The sequence below is a fragment of the Streptomonospora wellingtoniae genome, from assembly GCF_031845375.1.
GTDB classification, from domain to species: domain Bacteria; phylum Actinomycetota; class Actinomycetes; order Streptosporangiales; family Streptosporangiaceae; genus Streptomonospora; species Streptomonospora wellingtoniae.
The window spans coordinates 100,700-122,994 of sequence record NZ_JAVREK010000017.1; the positions used below are offsets into that span (position 1 = coordinate 100,700).

Below are 22,295 nucleotides of genomic sequence, written 5' to 3' on the forward strand. Positions count from 1 at the left end.
CGCCCGCTGCGGATAGGGGCGCTTGCGGCGCCGGGCACGGTGCTTCGGAGCCGCGTGCGCGCCGCGGACCCCTCGCGCCGGCGGGGCCGGTGCGCACGCCGAGACGGACGGGAGGTGCGAACCGGGTGGATTCCTTCTGGCCCGCGCTTGCGCTGCTCGGTGTCTCGGTCGCCGGCGTCCTCGGCGTGTACGGCGCCGCCGCGCTGGTCCGCGGCGGCGGACCGCTGGAGCGCGAACCGTACATGGGAGGCGGCGCCGTCACCGAGCACGCCGTGTCGCGGTTCCACGTCCGCTGGTACGCGGTGACGCTGCTCTTCCTCGCCTTCGACATGGAGATGGTCTTCATGTACCCGTGGGTGCTCGTCGTGGCGGAGAAGGGCGTGCACGTGGTCGTGGAGATGTTCGCCTTCCTGGCGGTGCTGCTCGCCGCTGTCGTCTACGCCTGGCGGGAGGGGGCCTTCCGGTGGAGCTGACGGCGGGCACGAGCCGCGGAAACCCAGGCGCGGGCGGGTTCGCGCAGTGGCTGGCGCGCTTCGCGGCGCAGCGGCCGCTGCTGGTGACCGCGGTCGGCGGCACCGGATGCCGCCTGGCCGTGGAGCGGGTCATGCGCGAACGCGGCCTGCGCGGCGCGCTGGCCCCCAGCGAGGCCGACACGCTGTTGGAGTGCGGCCCCCCGGGCACGGCGGCCGACGGGGCAGCCGAGCGGGTCTGGGACCAGATGGGCGAGCCGCGCGCCCGAGTCCGGGTGAGGGCGGCCGACGAAGCCGCGGACCGGATCGACGAGGCCCGCGCGGCGCTGCTCGACCTTCCCGCCCAGCGCCGCGCGGCGAGGCGCCGGCTCGGTGCGGACCGCGCCGAAGCGCATGCTGACCAGCACGACCAGCACGAGCGCTGCCAAGGCGACCAGCACGCCCCGGGCGGACACGGCGGACACGGCGGTGGCAAGCTTCCCGGCGGGATGGAGATGGCCGATCGCGGGGACGACCGCGACGGGCTGAAGCTGGACCGGCTGCACATCGCCGTCGGCCCCGCCCAGTCCGACTGGCCCGCCGGGCTGGTGGCGGAGCTGACCGTGCAGGGCGACGTGGTGCAGGAGGCCCGGCTGCACACCCATGCGCACGCCCCCGGAGGCGCGGCGGTCTTCTGGGACCACACAGCACGCGAGGTCCTCGACCCGGCGGCCGTGCGGTTCCGCGCCGCCGCTGCCGCCGACTCCCTCCAGCGGTTCCTCGCCGTCGCCGGCTGGCCCTCGGCGGCGGCGACCGGACGGCTCCTGCGCGATCATCTGCTTGCCCCCGAGGAGGTCGTGACCGGTCGGCTGCGGTTCACGCGGTGGCTGCGCCGGGTGCGGTCCTCGCGGACGCTGCGATGGTCGGTACGCGGCCTCGGTCGCGCTCCCGACCGCCTGCCCGACGCCCCCTCCGGGAGTCTTCCAGCCGTCGGAGGGGACGGCGGCGTCCACCCCGCCTCCGGCTTCCTCACCCGCGGCTCCCCGCTCCCGACCCGCCTGCGCGGCGACGTGGCCGAGCGCATCCGGCACTGGTTCGACGACATCGCCGCCGTGGTCATGCCGGACACATCCGACACCTTCCTCGCGCCGCCGATCCAGCGGGAACCCGGTGGTCCGCCCTCGGGCGGCCCGCTCTCCGCGCCCCCGTTGCCGCCGCTGGGCCGGGAGCGCGCCGACTGCGCACTGGCCGCCACAGCGGTGCTGCCCGGCATGCTCGTCGGCGTGGACCTGGCAGCGGCGCGGCTCGTGGTCGCGTCGTTCGACCCCGACATGGAGGCGCTCGCCGCCTACGGGGGTGAGACCGGGCATGGGTGACACCGCCGGCGTCACGAACTGGTGGGGCCTCCTCGCCGCCCCCGCGCTGCTCGCCGCCCTGGCCTACGCCGCTGCCGCCGGCTCCGCCGCGCTGAACCTGCGCGCCTCCGGAGGTTCGGCCTCCCTCGCCCTGGCCGCGCCCGCCCGCGAGGCGGCCGGACTGCTGCTGCGCCGCCCGCGCACCGTCCCCGGCGCCGACACGCTGCTGTGGCGCGCGGGGATCGCGACGGTGCCCGTCGCGGCGGTGATGGCGGTGCTCGTCGTCCCGCTCGGTGGCCCGGCCATCGCCGACCTGTCCATCGGCGTCGTGTGGTTCAACGCCATGGAGGTCCTGCTGTGGGGCGGAATGTGGCTGGCCGGCTGGGGCGCGAACTCGGTCTGGGGACTGGTCGGGGGCTACCGGTACCTCGCTCAGGGGCTCGCCCACGAACTGCCGCACATGTTCGCGCTGACCACCGCGGCGCTCGGCGCCGGCTCGCTGCGCGTGAGCGACATCGCCGCAGCACAGCGGGACCTGTGGTTCGTGCTCGTGATGCCGGTCGCCTTCGCGGTGTACCTGGTCTCGGCTCTGGCGATGTCGCTGCGCCCGCCGTTCGACCATCCCGCGGGTGCCGACGCCGCCGGCGGCGCGGCGGCCGAGCCCGCCGGGCCGGACCGGCTCGTGCTACTGGCCGGGCGCCACCTGATGCTGGCCGCCGCTGCGGCGATGGCGGTCCCGCTGTTCCTCGGCGGCGGGGCCGGCCCGCTGCTTCCGGGGTGGACGTGGTCGCTGTTCAAGACCGCCGCCGTGCTCGCCCTGCTGGTCTGGGCCGGCGGCCGGCTGCCGACGGTGCGCATGGAGCGGTTCGCCGAGGCGGGCTGGGTGGTGCTGCTTCCGCTGGTGCTGCTGCAGGCGCTGGCGGTCTCCGTCCTCGTCGTTGCGGGAGGAGTGTGATCGCGGATGGCACAGGTGGCAGAGTGGACCGTCTTCGCCGTCTGCGCGGTGGCGGCGGTGGCCGCGGGCGCCGCCGTCTTCCGCGTCGACTCCATGGCGCGGGCCACCTTCGCGCTGCTGGCGTCGTTCGTCTTCACCGCCGTACCGGTGCTGCTGCTCGGACTCGCCTACCTCGGCGTGCTGATCGTGCTGATGATGACCATGGAGATGCTGGTCATGGCCGTCTTCATGATCATGTTCATGATGAACCCGGCCGGGCTGGCGCCGATGTCGATGGTGCACAACACCAAGGGCGCCCTGGCCATCTCCGGTTCCGTGTTCTGCGCCCTGGGCGCCGGGATCCTGCTGGTTCCCTGGCCGCGCGCGCCCGCGCCCCCGCCGCCCGCCGACCCCGCACTGCAGCTCGGTCGGGCGATCACGGGCGACCACATGCTCGTGATGATGGCGGCCGGTCTGGTGCTGTTCGCGACCATGGTCTCGGGGGTGGTGCTGGCCACCGACCGGGGCCGCTACGACCGCTTCGGCGACGACCTGCGCAGCGGCCCCGACGACCCGGTCCGAGGGGGTGTCGGCCGGTGACGCTCGAGGCGTTCCTGCTGCTCGCCGCCGCGCTCCTGGCGGTGGGGCTCTACGGCGCGCTGAGCCAGCAGTCCGTCGTCATGGTCATGATGGGCCTGGAGTTGATGGTCAACGCGGTGATGGTCGCCGGCGCCGCCGTCTGGTTCTTCTCCTCGCCGCAGCTGCCCGACGGCCAGGTGCTGGTGCTGGCGGCGATGGTCGCCATGGCCGTGGAGATGGCGATGGGCTTCGCGGTGACGATCGCGATCTTTCGCGCGCGCGACGTGGACATGACCGACGCCGCCGACGACCTGCGAGGCTGAGCCGATGAACGCGGCGGTTGCTGCGGATGCGGCGCTGTGGGCACTGGTCGGGCTGCCCGCGCTCGCCGGGGCGGTCCTGCTGCTGGGCGGGCGGTCCGCCGAGCGCTCCGCCGCGCCCGCGGCGGTGGCGGTCGCCGGCGCGCTGGCCGTGCCGGCCGTGCTCGCCGTTGTCGGGCGCCCGGCGGTCACGGCGCCGGGACTGCCCGGCATCGGCTTCGGGCTGGCCGTGGACGGATTGGCGGCGGTCGGGGTGTGCGCCCTCGTCGTCGTCCTCCTGGCCGTGACCCTGTTCTCCGCGGGCGAGCGCGAGGGCGCGGGCGGGCGCTCCCGCTACTACGGGCTGCTGCTGGTCTTCGCCGCCGCCATGCTGGCCGCGGTCACGGCCACCGACCTGCTCACCCTGCTGATGTCCTGGGAGGCCATGGGCGCGACCTCCTACGGGCTGATCGCCTTCCACTGGCGCGACCCGCGCACCGGCTCCTCGGCGGCCGTCTCCTTCCTCACGACCCGCACCGCCGACCTGGGCATGTACGCCGCTGCGGGGGCCGCGCTGGCCGGCGGCGCCGGCGGCCTCGACCTGGCAGCGCTGGACGGGTTGAGTGCGCCCTGGAACCACGTGGCCGCGGGCGGGCTGCTGCTGGCCGCCCTGGGCAAGTCCGCCCAGCTGCCGTTCAGCTTCTGGCTCTCGCGCGCCATGGACGGACCCGGCCCGGTCTCGGCGCTGCTGCACTCGGCGACGATGGTGGCTGCGGGCGGCTACCTGCTGCTGCGGGTCGAGCCGGCGCTGGCCGCGGCCGGGTGGGCGGCCGCCGCGGCCGCCTGGATCGGCGTGCTGACCGCGCTGCTGATGGGCGCCGTCGCCTGCTTCCAGCGCGACCTCAAGCAGCTGCTGGCCGCCTCGACCAGCGCCCAGCTCGGCTTCGTCGTGCTCGCGGCCGGAGTCGGGGGTGTGGCCGGGGGAGCGGCGCAGTTCGCCGCACACGCCGCCGTCAAGAGCCTGCTGTTCCTGGCCGCCGGCGCCTGGCTGGTCAGGCTGGGCACCGAGGACCTCGGGGGGCTGCGCGGAGCCGCGCGCCGGTACCCCGTGGTGGGAGTGTGCTTCACTGCGGGCGCGCTGGCGCTGGGCGGGACGCCGCCGCTGTCGGTGTGGGCGGCCGAGGACCTGGTGCTGGCGGCGGCCGGCCTGCCGGGCCTGTACACCGCCGGACTCGCGGCGTCGGTGACGGCGGCGGCCTACGCGGGGGTGGCCCTGGCGGCGGTGTGGGCCCGCCCCGGCTCCGGTGCGGAGGCGGACGCCGTCGCGGGTGCGGGCGCGACCGCACCGGGCGGCGCGGGGCGCCGGCTCGCGCAACGGCTGCCCCTGGCGGCCCTCGCTGCCGCGGCGGTGGCGCTCGGCGCGCTGGCCCTCCCGGGTGTCGAGCACGCGTGGAGCACCTTGCTGGGCCGTCCCGGCGCGCCCGTGCCCGGTCCCGCGTCGATGGCGGTGTCGGCGCTGACCGCGGTGGCCGCACTGGGCGCGGCGGCGTGGGCGGTCACCCGCTGGGGGCTCCCCGCGGCGGCCCCCGGGCGCTGGGCGCACGGACTGGGCGACTGGCTCGGGTTGGAGCGCGCCGCGCGCACCCTCGCCGCGGCGCCGGTGCTGGCGGCCGCCCGCGGGCTGGCGGCCTTCGACGACCGGGTGCTCGACCGCGCGGCAACGGTCGCGGCGGCGGGTGTCCTGCGCTTGGCCGGCGCCGTGGGCGGGCGCGTGGAGCCGGCCCTCGACGCGGCGGTCGCGGTCGTCGCGGCCGGGGCCCGCAGACTCGGCGCCTTGGCGCGCCGCCCGCAGACGGGCCTGGCCCACCAGTACTACGCCCAGGCCGTGACGGTCCTGGCTGCGGCGGCGCTGCTCCTCGCGCTGGCCGGCGCGGTGGTGTGACCGGTGGACCTGACGAGAGGAGGCGCGCCGACCGCGCGGGGCATACCGACCGCGCGGAGCATGGCGGCTGCCGGGGCGCGACGGCCGCCGGGCCATCCGAGCTTCGCAGCGCGCCGCAGTCCGTGAACGCGACGAAACCGCAGAGGTGATCCGTGCTTTCCGCCGTCGTCTTCCTCCCCCTCCTGGCCGCGGGTGTGCTGATGGCGCTGCCGGGGCTCGCGCGGCGGGCGGTGCAGGCCGTTTGGGTCGCCGCGGCCGCGGCGGACCTGGCGCTGGTGGCGGTGGTGTGGGCCGGTTACCTCGGCGCGCCCGCCGCCGTCGGGGGCGGCGCCGGCTTCGCCGGACCGATCGCCTACGAGACCGACCTGGCGTGGATCCCCAGCGTCGGCTCCGGCTACCACATCGGCGTCGACGGCCTCTCCCTGCCGCTGGTGGCGATGACCGCCGTCCTGTTCCTGGCCTGCGCGGTCTACTCGCTGCGCGCCCGACAGCCGCGGCCGCGTGGCTACGCGGCGCTGTTCCTGGCGCTGCAGACGGCCTCGACCGGGCTGTTCGCGGCCCTCGACCTGCTGCTCTTCTTCGTCTTCTTCGACCTGTCCATCGCGCTGATGTACTTCGTCATCGCCGGATGGGGCCACGGCGATCCCGCGGGCTCGGCGCTGCGCTTCTTCCTCTACACCTTCGTCGGCTCGCTGGCGCTGCTGGTCGGGTTCATCGCCCTCTATCTGGCCGCCGACCCGCACACCTTCGACATGGTCGAGCTGGCGCGCCAGACCCCGCTGGACGGCAGGGCCGCGGCGGGCGGAGCCGTGCTGCTGGCCGTCGGCGCCGGCCTGGCCGTGAAGACGCCGCTCGTGCCCTTCCACACGTGGCTGCCGCCCGCGCACACCGACGCCCCCGCGGCCGGGTCGGCCATCCTCGCGGGTGTGCTGCTGAAGATGGGCGCCTACGGCTTCGCGCGCATCGCGCTGCCGATCCTGCCCGAGGCCTGGCGCGCGTGGGCGCCCGCCATCGCGGTGCTCGGTACGGTCTCGGTCCTCTACGGAGCCCTCGTGGCGCTGGCCCAGAACGACTTCAAGCGCATGGTCGCCTACACGTCGGTCAACCACATGGGCTATGTGGTGCTCGGTCTGGGCGCGGCGGGCACCGCCGCCGCGGGGTCCGCGTCCGCGAGCGCCGAGCTCGCCATCAGCGGTGCGGCCGTGCAGCTGGTCAGCCACGGTCTGCTGACCGGTGCGCTGTTCCTGCTCGCCGGTGTGCTGCACGAGCGCGGCGGCGTCTACGACATGGGAGCCTACGGCGGGCTGGCCGCTCCCGCGCCGCGCTTCGCCGCCCTGCTGACCGCGGCCGCGTTCGGCTCCCTGGGGCTGCCGGGCCTGTCGGGCTTCATCGCGGAGTTCCAGGTCTTCACCGGCGGCCTGGGCCTGGCTCCGGCGGCCACGGCGCCGGCGCTGCTCGGCATCCTCATCACCGCCGCGCTCCTGCTGCGTGCGATGCAGCGGATCCTCCTCGGCGGCCTCCGGCTGCCGAGCGGCACCGGGTTCGCCGACCTGCGCGCCGAGGAGACCGCCGCGGTCGTGCCGCTGCTGGCGCTGTCCGTTGTGATCGGGCTGGTGCCGCGCACCCTGCTCGACGTCCTCGCGCCGGCGGCCGATGCCCTGGCCGTCCTGGTGCTGCGGTAGGGGAGCCACGAAAATGACCACGACGACGCTCATCGCGCTCGCTCCGGAAACGGCCCTGGCCCTTGCCGCGGTCGCCGGGCTGCTGGTGGGCGGTTGGCTGCCGCGCCGCCGGCAGTGGGCGGTGCGCGCGCTCGCGCTGGCCGCCGTCGCCGCGGGCCTGGTCGCCACGGGGTTCGCCGCCGCGGGTCCGGCGCACACCGCCGCGTCGGGCTCCTACGCGGTCGACATCGGGCTGCACGCCGCCCGCGCCGCCGTGCTCGCGGGAACCGGCCTGGTGGTGCTGGCCGGGACCGACGGCCTCGCGGGCGACCGCCGCGAGAGCGAGGCCTACGTCCTGCTGCTGCTCGCGGCGGCGGGTGCGCTGGTGATGGCCGGCGCGAACGGGCTGCTGCTCCTGGTGATGGGCTACCTGCTGGCGAGCGTCCCGCTCTACGCATTGGTCGCCTTCGGCAAGGACGCACGCGGCACCGAGGCGGGCCTGAAGTACTTCCTGCTGGGCGCATTGTTCAGCGTGGCCCTGCTGGGCGGGACGACCGTGCTGCTGGCGGTCGGCGGCGCGACCGGCTACCCGGCGCTGGCCGTCGGACTGCCCGGCGCCCACCCCGCGGCCGCCGCCGCCGGTGCCGTCGCGGTGCTGGCGGCGCTGCTGTTCAAGGCGGGGGCGGTGCCCGCACACTTCTGGGTGCCCGACGCCGCCGAGGGCGCGCCCGCGCCGGTGGCCGCGTTCATCACCACCGTGCCCAAGATCGGCGCGCTGGTGGCGGCCTGCCGGCTGGGCGCCGCGCTGCCGCAGGAGGCGATGGGGAACTGGTCGCTGCTGGTCGCCGCGGTGTCCGCCGCGGCCATGGTGCTGGGCAACCTGGCCGCCTTCGCCCAGGACGGCGTCCGCCGGCTGCTCGCCTACTCCGCCGTCGGCCAGGTGGGGTTCCTGCTGATGGCGGTCGCCGCCTCCGCGCGGGCGCAGGAGACCGCCCTGCCGGGGCTGCTGTACTACCTGGCCGCCTACACCCTCACCAACGTCGGCGCGTTCGCTGCGGTGTGCGCGCTGCCGCGCGCCGAGCGCCTCGACCAGTGGCGGGGGCTGTTCGGGCGCCGCCCCTGGCTCGCACTCAGCCTCGTGGTGTGCCTGCTCGGCCTGGTCGGCACGCCGCCGACCGCGGTTTTCGTCGGCAAGCTGACCGTGTTCACCGCCGCGTTCGATGCCGGGTTGGTCTGGCTGGTGGTCCTGGCCGCAGCGACGACTGCGGCCAGCCTCTTCTACTACCTGCGCTGGATCCTGCCGCTGTTCCAGACTTCTCGGGAGGGCGGCGCGGACTCCGCCGCGTCCGGGCCGGCCGGAAGGTGGAGCTCGGCGGTGGCGATCGCCGCGGCGGCGCTGTCGCTGCTGCTCGGTGTGGCCGCGGGCCCGGTGCTGGACTGGCTGGGCAGCGGCGTACCCGGCATATCACCGTCGATCTTGTAGCTATCGTCACTGGAAATCGTTTTCCTTCACGATAGCTACAAGATCAACGGGGTTGCCCTACTCGGCGGCCCGCTCGCGGTCGCGGATGCGCCGTCGCTGCGGGACGACCGTGTACTTGGGGTCGGCGGCCGAAGCCTGCCCGGCCCTGAAGACACCGAAGCGGGTGCAGGCCGAGCCCGCCACCAGCGCGGCCCCCGCCACCGCCGATACCGCCCGGCTGCGGCCGCCGAACAGCGCGACGACGGCGCCGCCGACCGTCAGCGCTGTGGCCGCGCGCATGAGTGTCCCGCCGGTCCCCTGCTTGTAGGGCTCGGCGACCATGCCCATGCGCTTCTCCATGACCGCCAGCGCCGCGTTCTCCAGCGCGGCCCCGGCGACGGCCGCGCGCCGCGCCGGGCCCGCCTGGCCCACCGGCGCCGCGACCATGCCCGCGCCCCCGGCCGCGGCAGCGGCCGAGCCGACGAAAACGAACGGCATCTCCCGGTAGCCCTCGTGCCAGGCGGGCACCGCCGTGTTGCAGATAAGCGGCGCGGTGTAGGCCGCCACGGCCGGTCCGAGCACTCCGGCGCCCAGCCCGGCCAGGCGGCCCGGACCCGGGAGCAGGCCGGTGGCCTGCGAGGCCGCGGCCGCGGCCGCCAGCGGGCCGTAGCCGGCGAGGATCCACGACCCCACGCTCATCGGCGAGGTCCACTTCATCACCCGCAGCATGTTCAGGAAGCGCTCCGGTCGGCCGAGGTCGTGGATGAGCGCCGCGAGCGATCCGGACACCGCCGCCAGCGCCGTGTAGCGCAGCGGCCGCGCGAGGTCCGGCCGCCCCGTGAGGTCGGCCCCGGCCGCGAGCGCCGAGGAGGCGCCGGCCAGTCCGCCCAGGAACAGGTAGCCCGCGACGTCGCGGGCCTGCCACGTGATCTGGTTCAGCACCGGCCGGTCGTAGTAGGACCGGAACTCCGCGCCGTCGGCGCGGCCGCCGCCTGGCCGCCGTTCGCGCCGGTGCCCGTCGAGGGTGGAGACCGCTCCCGTCACCGCCTCGCGGGCGGGCCGGGAGCCGCGGATACCCTCCTTGGTCACGTCCGATGTGCTCAACGCCGCCCTCCCAGGAACGTCGCGGTGACTCCGGCCAGCAGCGCCGCGGCGGCGATGCCCGCGTGGCGCCACATCGACGGCAGGTCGCGGGTGGTCACCACCGGATCCGGCGGCAGACCGTAGACCTCGGGTTCGTCCAGCAGGAGGAAGAACGCGCCGTCGCCGCCGACACCGTCGCCGGGGTCGCGGCCGTAGAGCTGCGCGGACTCGACGCCCGCCTCGTGTAGGCCGCGGAGCCGCTCGTCGGCACGTTCGCGCAGCTCGTCCAGGTCCCCGAACTGGATGGAGTCCGTCGGGCAGGCCTTGGCGCACGCCGGCTCCATCCCGTCGCCCAGCCGGTCGTAGCACAGCGTGCACTTGAACACCCGGCCGTCGTCCTTGCGCTGGTCGATGACGCCGTAGGGGCAGGCCGGGACGCAGTAGCCGCACCCGTTGCAGATGTCCTCCTGCACGACGACCGTGCCGTACTCGGTGCGGAACAGCGAGCCGGTGGGGCACACGTCCAAGCAGGCGGCGTGCGTGCAGTGCTTGCATACGTCCGAGGACATCAGCCAGCGGAAATCGCCGCGCTCGTCCTCGCCGGGGGACGATCCGGGCAGCTCGAAGGAGGGCATGCCCAGGTCGACCGGGTCGGGCGCTCCCTCGGGCCGGCCCACTCCCGTCTCCTGCACGCCGATGGGCTTGCGCTGCTCGATGAAGGCCACGTGGCGCCAGGTGTCGGCGCTGAGGCCGCCGCTGTTGTCGAAGGACATGCCGGTGAAGTCCAGGCCGTCCTCGGGGACCAGGTTCCACTCCTTGCAGGCGACCTCGCAGGCCTTGCACCCGATGCACACGCTCGTGTCGGTGAAGAAGCCCATGCGCGGGCGGGCGTCGCCGGGTCCCGGCTCCGCGGCGCTCTCGGCGGCGCCGGTGCGCGCACGCGACTGCTCGTCCAGGGCCATGCCTCATACCTCCGTTCCGGTCCGGTCGTCCACACCCGCGCGGCGCTGGTACTCCAGGACGAGCCGGCGGCGGTCGGCGCCGCGCGGTCGCCGCCCGGGCCGGATGTCGGCGGTCAGCGCCTTGACCTCCTGGATGTGCACGTTGGAGTCCAGAGCGATCGACGAGAGCTCGTTGAACGCGTCGCCGGTGGTGTAGCCGTTGGGTCCCCAGTGGTAGGGCATCCCGATCTGGTGCACCGTGCGGTCGTGCACCCGCAGCGGCACCATGCGGTCGGTGACGAGCACCCGCGCCTCGATCGCGTTGCGCGCCGAGACGACGGTGGCCCACCCGCCGTGGGCCAGGCCCCGCTCGCGGGCCAGCTCCGGCGAGACCTCGCAGAAGAACTCGGGCTGCAGTTCGGCCAGGTAGGGCGTCCAACGGCTCATGCCGCCTGCGGTGAAGTGCTCGGTGAGCCGGTAGGTGGTCACCACGTAGGGATAGACCTCCGCCTCCGGCGTTTCGGGGTCGGGGTGATAGCGGTTCTCCGGGTGCGGGTAGACCAGCCGCGCCGGGTTGCGGCTCTGCCCGTAGAGCAGGTTCGGAAACGGCGACTCCTGCGGTTCGTAGTGGGTGGGCAGCGGCCCGTCGGTGAGCCCGGCCGGAGCGTAGAGCCAGCCCTTGCCGTCGCCCTGCATGATGAAGGCGTCGGTGCCGCTGATGGCCGCCACGCCCTCGGCATCCTCGGGCGGCGTGTAATCGGGGCTCTTGCCGGCCTCGAAGTCGGGGATGTCGTGGCCGGTCCACCGCCGGTGCTCGCCGTCCCACCACACCAGCGCCTTGCGCTCGCTCCATGGAGCGCCGTCGGCGTCGGCCGAGGCCCGGTTGTAGAGCACCCGCCGGTTGCCGGGCCAGGACCAGGCCCACTCCGCGGCGATCCAGTCCTGCTCGGTGTGCGGCTTGCGGCGGGCCGCCTGGTTGACGCCGTCGGCGTAGACCCCGCAGTAGATCCAGCAGCCGCAGCTGGTCGTGCCGTCGGCGCGCAGCTCCGTGTAGTCGGAGAGGTGCTCGCCGCCCGGGCCGTAGCCGTTGATCTCGGCCAGGACCGCGGCCGCGTCCGGTTCGGCGCCCTCCTCCAGTGGGTAGTCCCAGGTCAGGTGCAGGATGGGTCGGTCGCGCGGGTCGGTGGAGCCCGCCAGCTTCTCCCGGATTATGCGGCCCAGGTGGTACATGAACCACAGGTCGCTGCGGGCGTCGCCCTCGGGCAGCACCGCGCGATCGTGCCACTGCAGGGTCCGGTTGGTGTTGGTGAAGGTGCCCGATTTCTCGGTGTGGGCGGCGGCGGGGAAGAAGAACACCTCGGTGCCGATGTCCTCGGTGCGCATCTCGCCCGACTCGATCTCCGGGCCGTCCTGCCACCAGGTGGCACTCTCGATCAGCGAGAAGTCGCGTACCACCAGCCAGTCCAGGTTGGCCATGCCCAGCCGCTGCGCGCGGGCGTTGGCCGAGCCCACCGCCGGGTTCTCGCCCATCAGGAAGTAGCCCTTGCACACCCCCCGCATCTGCTCCATGACCGTGTCGTAGGTGCTGTGCGAGTCGCCGATCCGCGGCAGGTAGGAGAAGGCGTAGTCGTTGCCGGGCGTGGCGTGCTCGCCCCACCAGGCCTTCATCAGGCTGACGAGGTAGGCGTCCATGTTCGCCCAGAAGCCGTTGACCGCGGCGTCGGCGACGCAGAAGTCCGCCAGCGTCTGGTCCTCGTGGGCGTGTGGCATCGGGATGTAGCCCGGGAGCAGGTTGAACAGGGTGGGCACATCGCTGGAGCCCTGGATGCTGGCGTGGCCGCGCAGCGCCTGGATGCCGCCGCCCGGCCTGCCGATGTTGCCCAGCAGCAGTTGCAGCACCGAGGCGGCGCGGATGTACTGGGCGCCCACCGTGTGCTGGGTCCAGCCGACCGCATAGCAGAAGGCGGAGGTCCGGTCCCGGCCGGAGTTCTCGATCAGCAGGTCGCCCACCCGCTCGAAGACGTCGCGGGGGATGCCGCAGATCTTCTCGACCGCCTCCGGGGTGTAGCGGGAGTAGTGCCGCTTGAGGATCTGGAAGACGCAGCGCGGATGCTGCAGGGTCGGGTCGGTCTCGGGCGTACCGCCGATCGCGGCGCCGCCCGCGCCCTGCTGCTCGGGCCGGCCGGCGGCGCCGGACTCCTGCGGCTGCCGGACGCGGTACTCGTAGTCCTGGTCGCGCTTGCCCGACGCGGGGGCGATGTCGGCGCCCCCGTAGTGCCAGCTGTGCATGTCGTAGCGGCGCTTGTCCTCGTCGAAGCCGGAGAACAGCCCGTCCAGGTCCTCGGTGTCGCGGAAGTCCTCGTTGACGATCGTGGCGGCGTTGGTGAAGGCGAGCAGGTAGTCGCGGAAGTAGTGCTCCTCGCCGATGACCCGGTTGATGATTCCGCCGAGGAAGGCGATGTCGGTGCCGGCGCGGATCGGCACGTGCATGTCGGCGAGGGCGCTGGTGCGGCTGTAGTGCGGGTCGACGTGGATCACCGCCGCGCCGCGGGCCTTGGCCTCCATCACCCACTGGAAGCCGACCGGGTGCGCTTCGGCGTAGTTGGAGCCCTCGATGACGATGCAGTCGGAGTTCTGCAGGTCCTGCATGAAGGTGGTGGCGCCGCCGCGCCCGAACGATGTGCCCAGCCCCGCCACGGTCGAGCTGTGGCAGACGCGCGCCTGGTTCTCGATCTGCACCACGCCCAGCGCCGTCAGCAGCTTCTTGATGAGGTAGTTCTCCTCGTTGTCCAGCGTGGCGCCGCCGAGGCTGGCGAGTCCCAGGGTGCGCGCGGTCGCGACCCCGTCCTGTTCGTCCTGCCAGCCCTCGCGCCGCGCCTCGATCACCCGGTCGGCGACCATGTGCATGGCCTCCCAGAGGTCGATCTCCTGCCAGTCGGCGCCGTGCGGCGGCCGGTACAGCACCGTGTGGCGGCGCGAGGACCCGGTGGTGAGCTGGAGGCTCGCCGAGCCCTTGGGACAGAGCCGGCCCCGGCTGATCGGCGAGTCGGGGTCGCCCTCGATCTGGACGACCTGCTCGTCGCGGACGTAGACGTTCTGCGCGCAGCCGACCGCGCAGTAGGGGCAGACCGACTTCACCACCCGGTCGGCCTCGGCCGTGCGCGCTCGCAGCGCGGCGGTGGCCGCCGACTTGGCCGCGGCCCCGCGGCCGGAGGGGTCGCCGCCGGTGAGCTGCCGGTAGACCGGCCATGACTCGATCAGTGTGCGAACGCCCATCGCCTATCCTCCGCCTGGTGGACTGGTCGCGCCGACGGGCACGCGGATGCCACCGCTGTGCTCGTGGGGCGCACGGCCGCTACCCGGGGGGTGTGACGCCAAACACCCTGCGCTGGCGGCCCCAACCCCCGTTGATCTTGTAGCTATCGTGATTTAAAACGATTTTCAGTGACGATAGCTACAAGATCAACGGTGATATCCCGATGGCCGCCCGCCGTCCGCTCTCCGGTGACCGGGTGCGGGCGGCGGGCGGCCGTGGCGGCGCGCGCGGGCTCAGCTCTGGCCGTCGGGCTCCTCGCCGGAGCCCTCGGACACCTTCAGCGGGCTCAGCAGCACCCAGCCGCCCATCAGGGCGCTGAACACCAGCATGCCCAGGCCCGACCAGAGGTTGAGGTTCGCGCCGTCGCGGTGGGCCTCGTCGGGGGGCAGTACGAAGCCCATCACGACCAGGACCGCGCCGTAGATCACGAACAGCAGCGCGATGACCGTCCGGATGTCGAAGGCCTTGGCGGATCGTCGCAGTCCCGATCCGGAGTCGTCAGCACTCATAGGATTGCCTCCTCGGCAGCGTTTTCCAGCGGTTGCCTGCCCGGCGACGGCTCAGGCGAAGATGATGTTCAGGGCGATGGTGATCGCCAGGACGATGGCCGCCAGCACGGCCGGTCGGCGGTACCACCCGGCGTCCTCGCCGGTGTGCGAGGGGCGGCGCGATTCACGGGGGGTGAGCGCGTGCACCAGGCCGACGAGTTCGGAGTCGGGCCTGGGCCGGGTGAACAGGCTGACCACGACGCTGACGATGATGTCGACCACGAACGCCGCGCCGGCTCCGACGAAGCTCGCACCCTGCGCGGACAGCCCGAGCACGCCCGTCTCGCCGAGGACGAACACGGCCACGGCCGCCGCGGTACCGCAGACCAGGCCGCTCCAGCCCGCGTGCGGGGTCATCCGCTTCCAGTACATGCCCAGGATGAACGTCGCGAACAGCGGCGCGTTGAAGAACGAGAACAGCTGCTGCAGGTAGTCCATCAGGTTGGAGTAGCCCGAGGCGATGTACGCGGTGCCCACGGCGCCGACGGTGGCGCCAGTGGTCACCCAGCGGCCCATGTTCAGGTAGTAGTGGTCGGGCCGGTCCCGGACAATGTAGGACTGCCAGATGTCGTAGGTGAAGACCGTGTTGAAGGAGCTCAGGTTGGCGGCCATGCCCGCCATGAACGAGGCGAGCAACCCGGCCAGCGCGATGCCCAGCAGGCCGTTGGGCAGCAGGTCGCGCATCAGCAGCAGGATGGCGTCGTTGTAGGTCACGTTGGTCTGCTCGCCGGCCTTGAGCGCCACCATCTCGGAGGCGGCGACGCCCGCGATCATGCCGGGGATGACCACCAGGAACGGGATGAGCAGCTTGGGGAACGCGCCGATGATGGGCGTGCGCATCGCGGCCGACATGCTCTTGGACGCCATGGCGCGCTGGACCTCGACGAAGTTGGTGGTCCAGTAGCCGAAGGCCAGGACGAAGCCCAGGCCCAGGACGATGCCGAAGACGCTGAGGATGTCGTTGCTGAATCCGGTGAGCGCGTTGCCCGGCCACGCCGAGACCTGCTCGGTGCCCAGTTCGGTCTGGCTGAGCTGGTCGACGAGGCCGGACCAGCCGTCGACGCGGTTCAGTCCCGCCAGGGTCAGCGGCAGCAGTGCGGCCACAATGACGAAGAACTGCAGCACTTCGTTGTAGATGGCCGCGGACAGCCCGCCGAGCGTGATGTAGCTGAGCACGATGACCGCGGCGAGGACCAGCGACAGCCACAGCGGCCAGCCCAGCAGCGCGTCGACGATGGTGGCCAGCAGGAACAGGTTGATGCCGGCGATCAGGATCTGGGCGAGTGCGAAGCTGATGGCGTTGACCAGGTGCGCCGCCTTGCCGAAGCGGCGGTTCATGAACTCGGGGACGCTGCGCACCTTGGAGCCGTAGTAGAACGGCATCATGACCAGGCCCAGGAACAGCATCGCCGGGATGGCGCCGACCCAGAAGTAGTGCATGGTCGCCATGCCGTAGCGGGCCCCGTTGGCCGACATGCCGATGATCTCGATGGCGCCGAGGTTGGCCGCGATGAAGGCCAGGCCCGTCACCCAGGCCGGCAGCGACCGCCCGGACAGGAAGAAGTCGAGGCTCGTCGAGACCGAGCGCTTCGCCAGGAAGCCGATGCCCAGCACGAACGCGAAGTACAGCGCGAGCAGGGTGTAGTCGACCGCGTTGGCGTCCAGCCGCAGCGGCTCTTGTGCTAGGGCGATCACTTCGGCCAGTCCTCTCTGAACACGATGGTCCTCCCGTTGGGGGTTTGGTGCGCGAGCCCGCCGGCCCTCGACCGGCACGAGCGCCGGGCCGTGCGGACGGCCCGGCGCCGCCACCGGTGGTCGCGGGTCGGCGGAACCTGCGCGGTATCGGGGGTTGTGCCCGCGTTCCACGTGCGGGCCGCGGGGGGTGCCGGGCGCGGCGATGCGGTCTCGGCAACGTGTCGCGGTCGCCGCGGGGCGGAGCGGCGGAGCCTGCTACCCCGATCCCTGTTCGGTTGTCATGCGGTTGCAGCCTCAATTTCTCACGAAACCGAACATTAACCCACATTTGATGTGACCATCGTGCACCGGCCCTGGTGTGTCAAGAGTGGCACGGCCGCCGTCCGGGCATCGGATCTGACACGCCACCTCCGGCGCAGGCGGGGGTCCGGGGGCGGTGCGCCGAGCCATCTCGGCGCGGCTCCCGGGCCGCCGTGTGGCGCCGGATCTTGACATGAATGTGTGTAATGTCGCTATCATCCCAACACTTTCCAACACCGTCGCGCGGCGGGCCGGAGCCGGTGCGGGACTCCCCAAGGGTCCGCCGGCGCGCTGCGCGACCGGGCGACGACGGGGGACGCGATGCTGGCCGCTCAGCGACAGGCACTGATCCTCGAACAGGTGCGGCGCTCCGGCGGCGTCCGTGTCACCGAGCTCGTCGAGAGCCTCGACGTCTCCGACATGACGGTGCGGCGCGACCTCGACGTCCTGGAGGCGCGGGGCCTGCTGCGCAAGGTCCACGGCGGTGCGCTGGCCCCGCATCGGCACAGCACCGAGGAACCCGGGTTCGAGGCCAACGCCACCTGCCAGGAGGACGAGAAGCGTGCCATCGCCGCGGCCGCCGCCGGGCTGGTCGAACCCGGCAGCGCCATCGGCGTGTCCGCGGGCACCACCACCTGGGCCCTCGCCCACCACCTGCGCGAGATCCCCGGGCTGACCGTGGTGACCAACTGCCTGCGCGTGGCCGACGTCTTCTACCGCTCGCCCCGATCCGACCAGACCGTCGTACTCGTCGGCGGACTCCGCACGCCCTCGGACGCGCTCGTGGGCCCGCTCGCCGTCGCGGCCGTGCGCAGCCTGCACCTGGACACCCTGCTCATGGGCGTGCACGGCATCGACCCGCAGGCCGGCCTGACCACGCCCAACCTGATGGAAGGCGAGACCGACCAGGCCCTGGTCGAGGCCGCCCGCAGGCTGATCGTCGTGGCCGACCACACGAAGTGGGAGACCGTGGGGCTGTGCACCATCGCGCCGCTGGAGCGCTGCGATGTACTGGTCACCGATGCGGGCCTGCACTCCGAGGCGCGCAGGCGGATCTCCGAGCGTGTGGGCGGGCTGATCGTCGCCGAGGAGGTCGATGAGGCGCGGCCCGAACCGCCGGATGCCGACGCCGGCGGCCGGGTGCCGCCGTCCCGCAAGGGAGGGTGAGTCCGCTCGGAGCGCGGGCGTCGTCGCTCACGCCCCGCCCTCGCCGCGGGCGCGTCCCCCGAGGGCTCGCGGGACTGCGCGGCGCCGCTCAGTCGGCCGCGGCGCGGGGCTGCCGACCGCGCCTGCGGTAGGCGCGCCCGCGGGCGCCCGGAAGCGCCAGGTGGCCGTTGGTGACCTGGTGGAAGCGCTCCAGCCCCGGGCACTGCACCTGCACCAGCGTCGTGCCCAGCTCCAGGCGGCGCAGCACGTGGTAGCCGACCCGGTAGCCCGCCGCCGCGATCCGCGCCGCCGCTTCCGCGCGCTGCGCGGCCACTCCGGTGCCTGCCGGCACCGTCTCGCCGGGTGCACCGACCCGCGGGCACTCGGCGATGCGGCCGGCGAAGTCCAGCCGGGCGCAGGCGAGCAGCCCGGGGTGGCCGCTCAGCCGGGCGCTCACCGCCGCCGCGGTGTCGTGCTCGGCCACCACTTCGTCGAAGGTGGGGTACTCGCCTTCCCCGGCGCCGCTTTGCCCGGCGGAGGCGCCTTCGCCGGCCGTGTGCTCGGCCACCACCCGCGCCAGCAGCTCGCCCTGGACGAACTCGGTCAGGGCCCGCTCGCAGGCGATCCGTCCCGAGAGCGATGCTCCCATGGCGTAGTGGCGCGCGGAGGCGTCAGCCGGATCGCGGGCGTAGGCCATCACGACGGGCACGCCCAGATCGGTGGTGAGGTCCAGCAGTGCGACGTCGGAGCCCACCAGGCCGCGGGCGCGTCCCAGCAGGTCCGCGAGCGGGGCGGACAGCGCAGCCGGGTCGATGCGCCCGGGCATCGGGCCGCGGTCGTAGACCGACCGCAGCAGGAACAGGGAGAACGCATCGCGCTCGACCCACTCGTTGAGCGCGTGCAGCAGCGCCTCGTCGCGGGTGGCGCCGATGGCGCAGCCGGTGTTGACGGTGTAGGCGACCAGCGGCCGGTATTCGGCGGTATCGCCGAGCGCGGCGCGCCGCCGCGCCATCCCGCCGGTCGAGACCGGGTACCAGGGCGCCCACAGGTACAGGGGCGCGGCGAACGGCGCTCCGCCGTCCAGCGGCTCGTAGTCCAGGCAGGCGAGCCGCGCGCCGGGCTGGCCGGAAAGACCGCCGAGCGCGCGGTCCGTGCGGAACGGACCTTCTGCCAGCTCGTCGGCCGGCCGGCACCGCACGCGCAGGCCCTCCAAGGCCACGGGCCCGCTCAGGGCGTGCTCCAGCGCCTCGAAGTGCGCGCCCGTCCGCGCCGGGTCGAGGGGGCCCTTGCCCGCGCCCAAGCCGTAGGGGACCTCGGTACCGTCGGCGTAGCGCAGCTCGCACTGCACGGCGGTGGGCTGGTCGGGGTCCAGCACGCGGTGGCGCGCCCGCCACCCCAGGCCGTCGATGTCGCCGAGGACCAGCCGCTCGGCTTCGGACACGGGCATCTCGCGTTCGCCGACACCCGACCAGGGCGGCTCCAATGCCCCGGCGGACCCGTCCGCCCGGCGCTCGGCCGGGCGGACGGGCGCGGCGATCCAGTCGGACCGCGGCAACGGCCTACTGCTCCGCGGCCTCGTCGAGCTCCTGGACGGCCTCGTCGATGTCATCGGCGTGGTCGAGGGTGACGTTCCATTCGTACGCGACACAAGCCATTGTCAACTCCACAGAGTGTTCGGCTCATGAGGTCCTTCGCGCCCCATGTGTCAATCTTTTGTAGCGGAGGGGGCCCACCCTGTCACCCCCTTGGCCGAAATCGGCGGCTCCGATCACGTCGCGGGCACAGGCTTCGACCGGGGGTGCCGCGTCGCGGGTCCGCGCCGCCGTGGCAGACTCCCCGCATGTCCGCCACCGACGCAGATCCGGCCCGCCGCGTCGACGACCTGCTCCGCGGCGCCTGGGTGCTCGCCGCGCTGGCGCGCGCAGCCGACACCGGCGATCCGCTCGAACCCGAACTGGGCGAGGCCCTGGGCGCCGCCGGATGCGCCGAACGCTCCGCCGGCCGCTGGAGGCTCCTCCCGGAGTACCGCGCCCTGGTCGAGGCTTCGCGGCCCGCCGGGCGAGCCGCACTGCCCGACCGCATCGGCCGCATGCTGCACTGGGCTGCGGACGCCGCGCAGGGGAGGCCCGCCGACGCTCGCGAGCACAGCGACGCCGAACTGCGCGACGAGGGCGACGAGTCAGGGCGCGGGTTCGCCGCCCTGCTGGACACGCTCGCCGGCGCCGACGCCGACCTGCGCGCTCTGCTGGGCTGTCCGCACCTGCACTTCCTGGACGTCGGTACCGGGACCGGTGCCGTCGCCGCGGCCGTGGCCGAGCGCGTGCCGGGCGCCGGCGCCGTCGGCGTGGACCGCGATGCGCACGTCCTCGGCCTGGCCGCCGAGCGTGTCGAGCGTGCCGGACTCGGCGACCGCCTCCGGCTGCGCCGGCAGGACGTGTCCGACCTCGCCGACTCCGGCGCCTTCGACCTGGTCTGGCTGCCCCTTTCGGTGCTCACGCCCGAGGCCGCGCGCGCGGCCCTGCCCCGGGTGCGTGCGGCGCTGCGCCCCGGCGGCATCCTCATCGCCGCCACGGCGCTGCAGGAGGAGCCCCGCGATCGGCCCGGGCCCCGGCACGAGGGCCCCGACCGCGACCGGCTCGCCTACGCGCTGACGCGCTGGCGGATGGCCCGCGCCGGCATCGCCGCCTGGACCCCCGGCGAGGCGGCCGACCGCCTGCGCGAGGCCGGCTTCGCCGCGGTGCGCCGCCCCGGCGCGGACGGCCACGCGGCGGCCGCCGTCCTCGCCGGCGCACCGTCGATCTTGTAGCCATCGTCACTGGAAATCGTTTTACTTCACGATGGCTACAAGATCAACGGGCAAACAGGCCATGGTCAAGCGGGAGAGCAGCGGGGCCCGCGTCAGGCGCGCGGCTCCGGGGGCTCGGTGCCGGTGCCGTCCGCCCGCTGCGCGCCCCCGCCGGGGGCGTCCGCGGCGTCGGAGTCCTCGCCGCCGCGCAGGTGCGTGCCCACGTCCAGCGCGGCCCGCTCCTCGGCCAGCAGCCGCAGCGCCTCCTCGCGGGTGACGCGGGACCTCGGCGTGACCAGGCTGACCGCAACTCCGGCCACCAGTGCCGCCGCCATCGACGGGATGACCGGGTTGCCCCAGAACTCCGACCACGCTGCGATGTTCTGCACGGCGAGCGCCACCGCCGAACCGCCGACCATCGCGGCCAGCCCGCCCTGCCAGGTGGCCCGAGGCCAGAACTTGCCCAGCAGCGATGCAACGAGCAGTCCGGTCAGCACCGTGGAGATCATCAGCGTGATGTAGTCGATGATCGTATCGGCGACCAGCGCGCCCGCCAGCGCGAGGACCAGCACCCCCACCAGCGCGATCCGCGAGTAGCGCACCATGTGCTCGGCGCGCGGCAGCCGGCCGGTGACCAGTTGCACCACGTCGCGCAGCAGGATCGTCACGCCGGCCACGGCGTCGGAGTCTCCGGAGGACATCGTCGCCGACAATCCCGCTACCAGCAGGAACGCGCCCAGCCACACGGGGAAGACGGTGGTCGCCAGCATCGGGAAGGCGGCGTCCGGGTTCGCCAGACCGGGGTCGATCGCGCGGGCGGCGAGCCCGGCCACGGCCGGGAGCACCGCGAAGACGGCGAACAGCAGCGCCACCCAGGTGAAGCTGCGCCGCACGGTGCCGACGTCGGCTGCGGAGTAGATGCGCTGGCGGTAGGACGGGGTGGCCAGCACGCCCACGGCGATGACCAGCGCCAGGGAGAGGGCGGGAAGCGCGCCCAGGGCCTCGATCCCCAGCATGGAGGTCGCCTCCTCGGGGGCGCCCTCCTGGATGCCGCTGAAGCCGCCGGTGTAGACCAGGGAGACGACGGCGAGCACGGTGAAGCCGACGAACAGGATCGTGCCCTGGAGCGCGTCGGTGACGACCACCGCGAGGTAGCCGCCGACGACCGTGTAGAGGCCGAAGCCGAGCGCGACGACGACCTTGGCCAGGGCGGGCTCCATGCCGGTGAGGAACGACAGGTAGAGGGCGCCGCCCATGATGTGCGCGCCGAGCCAGCCCACCGAGGCGAGCAGCAGCACGACCGACACCACGGCTTTGATCAGCCGGTTGGCGCCGAAGTAGTAGCTCATCTCCTCGGCGAAGGTCATGAACCCGTGGCGGCGGACGTCGGAGAACAGCCACACCAGGGCGAGGACCCCGGCCGCACCGCCGATGCCGTAGAGAGCGCCGGCCCAGCCGTTCTCGTAGGCGAAGCCCACGGCGCCGAGGCTGGAGCCGGTACCGACCAGTGTGGCCAGCGTGGTCCCCATGAGCAGGGGCGTGCCGAGCTTGCGCCCGGCCAGGAGGAAGTCCTCGCCGCTGCGGTTGCGGCGGGACACCCACACGCCGATGCCGAGCATGACGATCAGGGTGCCGACGAGTGCGATCAGGTATACGGGACTGCCGTCGTTCATTGTTGCCTCCGTTGCCGGAAGCCCGGCCGCGACGGCCGGGGACAGGGGATGGTGGAGGGTGCCGCGCCGGGCGGCGTGCGGCGGTCCTGGACCGGGGCGTGGGCCCGCGGTACGAGGTCCGCAGTGT

17 protein-coding genes are annotated in these 22,295 nt (G+C 73.7%); 10 read left to right on the forward strand and 7 right to left on the reverse strand.

From position 1 onward, the window contains the following. Positions 1–125 precede the first annotated feature (125 nt). The 8 genes from RM446_RS16395 (at position 126) to RM446_RS16430 (ending at position 8,702) form a co-directional block, all read left to right on the forward strand. A complete protein-coding gene (locus RM446_RS16395; protein ID WP_311546178.1) occupies positions 126–473 on the forward strand; it encodes an NADH-quinone oxidoreductase subunit A in 348 nt (115 codons plus the stop codon). Then, entirely contained in the window at positions 464–1,825 is a 1,362-nt protein-coding gene (locus RM446_RS16400; RefSeq protein WP_311546179.1) for a hypothetical protein, read from the forward strand. Before RM446_RS16395 ends, RM446_RS16400 begins: the two co-directional genes overlap by 10 nt. Beyond that, the gene (locus tag RM446_RS16405; RefSeq protein WP_311546180.1) at positions 1,818–2,759 is read left to right on the forward strand and encodes an NADH-quinone oxidoreductase subunit H; all 942 of its coding nucleotides are present in this window, start codon (positions 1,818–1,820) and stop codon (positions 2,757–2,759) included. The genes RM446_RS16400 and RM446_RS16405 overlap by 8 nt, the downstream gene beginning before the upstream one ends. 6 nt (positions 2,760–2,765) lie before the next feature. Next, complete coding sequence (locus RM446_RS16410; RefSeq protein WP_311546181.1) at positions 2,766–3,338, forward strand: NADH-quinone oxidoreductase subunit J; 573 nt, start codon at positions 2,766–2,768, stop codon at positions 3,336–3,338. Beyond that, positions 3,335–3,640: an NADH-quinone oxidoreductase subunit NuoK gene (nuoK, locus tag RM446_RS16415; protein ID WP_311546182.1), complete on the forward strand. Its 306-nt coding sequence runs from the start codon at positions 3,335–3,337 to the stop codon at positions 3,638–3,640. The genes RM446_RS16410 and nuoK overlap by 4 nt, the downstream gene beginning before the upstream one ends. A 4-nt stretch (positions 3,641–3,644) precedes the next feature. Then, positions 3,645–5,558 carry a proton-conducting transporter transmembrane domain-containing protein gene (locus RM446_RS16420; RefSeq protein WP_311546183.1) on the forward strand — a complete coding sequence of 638 codons (1,914 nt, stop codon included), beginning with the start codon at positions 3,645–3,647 and terminating at the stop codon, positions 5,556–5,558. A gap of 152 nt (positions 5,559–5,710) precedes the next feature. Then, positions 5,711–7,240: a complex I subunit 4 family protein gene (locus tag RM446_RS16425; RefSeq protein ID WP_311546184.1), complete on the forward strand. Its 1,530-nt coding sequence runs from the start codon at positions 5,711–5,713 to the stop codon at positions 7,238–7,240. A gap of 13 nt (positions 7,241–7,253) precedes the next feature. Beyond that, positions 7,254–8,702: an NADH-quinone oxidoreductase subunit N gene (locus RM446_RS16430; protein WP_311546185.1), complete on the forward strand. Its 1,449-nt coding sequence runs from the start codon at positions 7,254–7,256 to the stop codon at positions 8,700–8,702. Between the two features lie 57 nt (positions 8,703–8,759). Here RM446_RS16430 and nrfD read toward each other — a convergent pair whose 3' ends face one another. From nrfD to RM446_RS16455, 5 genes are all read right to left on the reverse strand, one after another. Further along, the gene (gene nrfD, locus RM446_RS16435; protein ID WP_311546186.1) at positions 8,760–9,785 is read right to left on the reverse strand and encodes an NrfD/PsrC family molybdoenzyme membrane anchor subunit; all 1,026 of its coding nucleotides are present in this window, start codon (positions 9,783–9,785) and stop codon (positions 8,760–8,762) included. Continuing rightward, positions 9,782–10,642 (reverse strand): 4Fe-4S dicluster domain-containing protein, encoded by an 861-nt coding sequence (locus tag RM446_RS16440; protein WP_311546209.1) that lies wholly within the window; start codon positions 10,640–10,642, stop codon positions 9,782–9,784. The genes nrfD and RM446_RS16440 overlap by 4 nt, the downstream gene beginning before the upstream one ends. Positions 10,643–10,729: 87 nt before the next feature. Then, complete coding sequence (gene fdh, locus RM446_RS16445) at positions 10,730–13,981, reverse strand: formate dehydrogenase (protein WP_311546187.1); 3,252 nt, start codon at positions 13,979–13,981, stop codon at positions 10,730–10,732. 273 nt (positions 13,982–14,254) lie between these two features. Continuing rightward, positions 14,255–14,530: a hypothetical protein gene (locus tag RM446_RS16450; protein WP_311546188.1), complete on the reverse strand. Its 276-nt coding sequence runs from the start codon at positions 14,528–14,530 to the stop codon at positions 14,255–14,257. A 51-nt stretch (positions 14,531–14,581) separates the two neighbouring features. Further along, the gene (locus RM446_RS16455; RefSeq protein WP_311546189.1) at positions 14,582–16,264 is read right to left on the reverse strand and encodes a sodium:solute symporter family protein; all 1,683 of its coding nucleotides are present in this window, start codon (positions 16,262–16,264) and stop codon (positions 14,582–14,584) included. A 621-nt stretch (positions 16,265–16,885) separates the two neighbouring features. On the opposite strand from RM446_RS16455, the gene RM446_RS16460 reads away from it, so the two are divergent. Beyond that, a complete protein-coding gene (locus tag RM446_RS16460) occupies positions 16,886–17,731 on the forward strand; it encodes a DeoR/GlpR family DNA-binding transcription regulator (protein WP_311546190.1) in 846 nt (281 codons plus the stop codon). 88 nt (positions 17,732–17,819) lie between these two features. On the opposite strand, the gene RM446_RS16465 is transcribed toward RM446_RS16460, so the two are convergent. Then, positions 17,820–19,265: a YcaO-like family protein gene (locus tag RM446_RS16465; RefSeq protein WP_311546191.1), complete on the reverse strand. Its 1,446-nt coding sequence runs from the start codon at positions 19,263–19,265 to the stop codon at positions 17,820–17,822. Between the two features lie 285 nt (positions 19,266–19,550). On the opposite strand from RM446_RS16465, the gene RM446_RS16470 reads away from it, so the two are divergent. After that, positions 19,551–20,516: a class I SAM-dependent methyltransferase gene (locus RM446_RS16470; protein ID WP_311546192.1), complete on the forward strand. Its 966-nt coding sequence runs from the start codon at positions 19,551–19,553 to the stop codon at positions 20,514–20,516. A gap of 92 nt (positions 20,517–20,608) precedes the next feature. On the opposite strand, the gene RM446_RS16475 is transcribed toward RM446_RS16470, so the two are convergent. Next, positions 20,609–22,168, reverse strand: coding sequence for a sodium:solute symporter family protein (locus tag RM446_RS16475; protein ID WP_311546193.1), 1,560 nt, complete (start codon positions 22,166–22,168; stop codon positions 20,609–20,611). Between the last annotated feature and the right edge of the window lie 127 nt (positions 22,169–22,295).